Annotated in this window: 3 protein-coding genes; 2 read left to right on the plus strand and 1 reads right to left on the minus strand. The window is 65.9% G+C overall.

Features of this window, described 5'->3' with window-relative positions; translation table 11 throughout:
* The first annotated feature begins 86 nt into the window (after window positions 1-86).
* The gene (locus tag HU729_RS25250) at window positions 87-1,142 is read left to right on the plus strand and encodes a dienelactone hydrolase (protein ID WP_186711898.1); all 1,056 of its coding nucleotides are present in this window, start codon (window positions 87-89) and stop codon (window positions 1,140-1,142) included.
* Here HU729_RS25250 and HU729_RS25255 read toward each other — a convergent pair.
* On the minus strand, window positions 1,092-2,282 hold the full coding sequence (locus tag HU729_RS25255) for an MFS transporter (protein WP_186711899.1): 1,191 nt from the start codon (window positions 2,280-2,282) through the stop codon (window positions 1,092-1,094). The two genes, HU729_RS25250 and HU729_RS25255, sit on opposite strands and share 51 nt — an antisense overlap.
* A 149-nt stretch (window positions 2,283-2,431) precedes the next feature.
* On the opposite strand from HU729_RS25255, the gene HU729_RS25260 reads away from it, so the two are divergent.
* Entirely contained in the window at window positions 2,432-2,866 is a 435-nt protein-coding gene (locus tag HU729_RS25260) for a PACE efflux transporter (RefSeq protein WP_054893942.1), read from the plus strand.
* Window positions 2,867-3,027: the final 161 nt, after the last annotated feature.

Below are 3,027 nucleotides of genomic sequence, written 5' to 3' on the forward strand. Positions count from 1 at the left end.
TTTTTTCATGGATGTTTCATCTGTCGTCCATCGCGTAGCTTCTATGCTTATGCTACCCGTCCGCCTCGAGGGGAGAGACGCTCGCGATGAAAACCCGTGCCCTGTTGACGTTGCTCCTGCTTGGCGGCCTGCTGGCCCGTGCCGAGGCTTCACCCTGGGTGGCCGGCCTGCATCGTCTCACGCTTGCCGATCCGGTGGACGCACAGCCCATGCAGGCCTTGGTGTTCTATCCCAGCAGCAGCCCGGCGCGGCCTACGCGCATCGAAGGCTACACCCTGCGGGTGGCCGAAGAGGCGCCGGTCGCCATGGGCCAGTTCCCGCTGCTGGTGGTCTCCCATGGCAATACCGGCACCCCGTTGGCGTTGCACGACCTGGCAACCTCACTGGCCCGCCAGGGCTTCGTGGTGGTGGCCGTCACCCACCCGGGCGACAACCTTCGTGACCACAGTCGGCTGGGCAAGCTTAGCAACCTCTATGGCCGGCCCTTGCAGGTCAGCGCCGCGATCACCGCTGCACGTGCAGATCACCTGCTCAGCCCTTACCTCAACCAGGGCAAGGTTGGCGTGATCGGCTACTCGGCAGGCGGGGAGACCGCGTTGATCCTGTCGGGCGCCCAGCCAGACCTTGAACGGCTGCGCGACTATTGCCTGGAACGGCCGATGGATGCCGATGCCTGCAAGACCCACGGCGTGCTGATCGCCGACCGCAGCGAGTTGACCCCGCAGTCCGACCCGCGTGTCGGCGCGGTGATGCTGATGGCACCGTTGAGCCTGATGTTTGGCCGCCATGCCCTGGCCGGTGTGCATGTGCCCGCACTGATCTACAGCGGCGACCAGGACCAGCTGCTGGCTGTCGACCGCAACGCCAGCGCCCTGGCGCGCAAGTTGCCGGTCACGCCCGACTACCGGCTGTTGTCCGGTGCTGGGCATTTCGTGTTCATGGCCCCCTGCGACGACGAACAGCGCCAGCGCATGGCGGTGCTGTGCAAGGATGCCGACGGCATCGACCGGCGCCAGGTGCACCGGGGCCTGCAGAGCGAGACGGCGGCGTTCTTCAGCCAGGCCCTGGGTGCCCCGGAGCCCGCCGAGCGCTCAGTCGCGGCCGGCGCGGCGGGCCAGCAGCAGGATCAGGCCCACCCCTGATAGCGCCAGCAGCGCCGCCACGCAGAAGATCGACGCATAACCCAGGTGCACGGCTACCGCGCCCATCACCGGGCCGGCCAGGCCCAATGCCAGGTCGAAGAACACCGCGTAGGCCCCAAGCCCCGCGCCCCGACTGGCGCTGGGGACCTGCCTGATCGCCTCCACGCCCAGCGCCGGGTACACCAGTGACAGGCCAAAGCCGGTGAGCCCCGCTCCAACCAACGCCCATCCCGGTGCCGGTGCCAGCCAGAGCAGGGTCAGCCCCAGCACTTCGGTGGCCATGCACGCGATCGCTACGTTGTAGCCGCCGAAGCGGTTGACCGCGTTGACGAACAGCAGCCGCGAGACGATGAAGCACAGGCCGAAGGCGCTCAGGCACCAGGCCGCGCCGACCCAGCCTTGCTCCAGGTAGTAGAGGGTGACGAAGGTGGTCAGGGTGCCGTAGCCGATCGACGCCAGTGTCAGCCCCATGCCGCAGGGCGCAACGCGGCCGAAGGCCGACCAGAAAGGCAGGCGTTCACCGCGCACCACCACCACGTCCGGGCGGCCGCGCAGCACCCACAGGGCCAGCAGCGCCATCACCAGCAAGGCCGGGCCGAGGGCAGTGAAGCTCAGTTGGCCGACCATCACCACCCCGGCGGGCGCACCGATGGCGATGGCGCCATAGGACGCAATACCGTTCCATGAGATCACCCGGGCGGTATGCTCGGCACCGACCTGGCCGATACCCCAGCTCAACGTGGCGACGCCGATCAGGCCTTGGGCGACCCCCAGCAGCACACGCCCGGCCAGCAGTAATCCCAGGCTCAACGAGGGCAGGGCGAGGGACCAGGCCGACAGCAGGGTCAGCACGCCGCAACCGGCAATGCCATACAGCCCATAGCGAATCGCCTGCTTGCCACCCAGGCTGTCGGCCACGCGACCGGCGAAGGGCCTGCTGAGCAAGGTGGCGAGGTACTGCAAGCCGATGGTCAGGCCGGCGATCACCGCACCCATGCCCAACTGGTCGTGTACATGGCCGGGCAGCACCGCGATGGGCAGGCCGATGCACAGGAAGGCGATGAAGGTGTAGAACACGATCGAAAGGATCTGCAGGGTCAGGGCGGTGGAGCTGACGGGCGTAGGGGCTGGGGCGGTCATGGCTGTGTTCGCGGGCGGCGGTGCAGCAATCATGGCTGGCTCGAGGGGTAAAAGAAAGCAGCCTAACGATTTTTCCACACGATTCCTGTGCTTGAACCGGTGCCTGAACCGGCGTACCGTCTCCTTCCGTTTCCGCCAAGGAGTGCCCCATGCAAGGCAAGGCCCGCAAGGTCGTCCAGGCCATTCTCTACGAAGTCATCGCCGTGGCGTGCGTGGCGCCTGCGCTGTCGCTGATGTTCGACGCCGGCATGGCCCATTCGACGATACTTTCGATCCTGATGTCGGGTATCGCCATGAGCTGGAACATGGGCTACAACTGGGCGTTCGAGCGCTGGGAAGCACGCCAGGCGCAGCGTACCCGCACCTGGTTCCGACGCCTGCTGCACGCCCTGGGTTTCGAGGGCGGCCTGGTGTTGATCCTGCTGCCGCTGGTGGCGTTCTGGCTGGATATCAGCCTGTGGAGCGCGTTGCTCACCAACCTGGCACTGTTCGTGTTCTTCTTCGTCTATGCCTTCGTCTTCCAGTGGGGCTTTGACAAGGTCTTCGACGTGCCGCTGTCGGCACAGCAACAGGCGCGTTGCTGAATGTTGACTTCCTACGGTTTGGCGGGATAAGTTCCTACACCATGAATACCTACTCGCCTGTGCGCACCTTCGGCCTGATTATTATTACCGCCATTATCGGATTGGCGGGCTAGCGCGTACTGGCACCGAAACCCCCCCCCGGGGGGGGGGGTTTTTTTTTT

It is taken from the genome of Pseudomonas sp. RW10S2 (genome assembly GCF_014268985.1).
Classification (GTDB): Bacteria; Pseudomonadota; Gammaproteobacteria; order Pseudomonadales; family Pseudomonadaceae; genus Aquipseudomonas; species Aquipseudomonas wayambapalatensis.

What these genes read in the sequence shown, in the direction of transcription:
- HU729_RS25260 (WP_054893942.1), top strand. Translation starts at nt 2,432, where the DNA reads ATGCAAGGCAAGGCCCGCAAGGTCGTCCAGGCCATTCTCTACGAAGTC.
- HU729_RS25255 (WP_186711899.1), bottom strand. Translation starts at nt 2,282, where the DNA reads ATGACCGCCCCAGCCCCTACGCCCGTCAGCTCCACCGCCCTGACCCTG.
- HU729_RS25250 (WP_186711898.1), top strand. Translation starts at nt 87, where the DNA reads ATGAAAACCCGTGCCCTGTTGACGTTGCTCCTGCTTGGCGGCCTGCTG.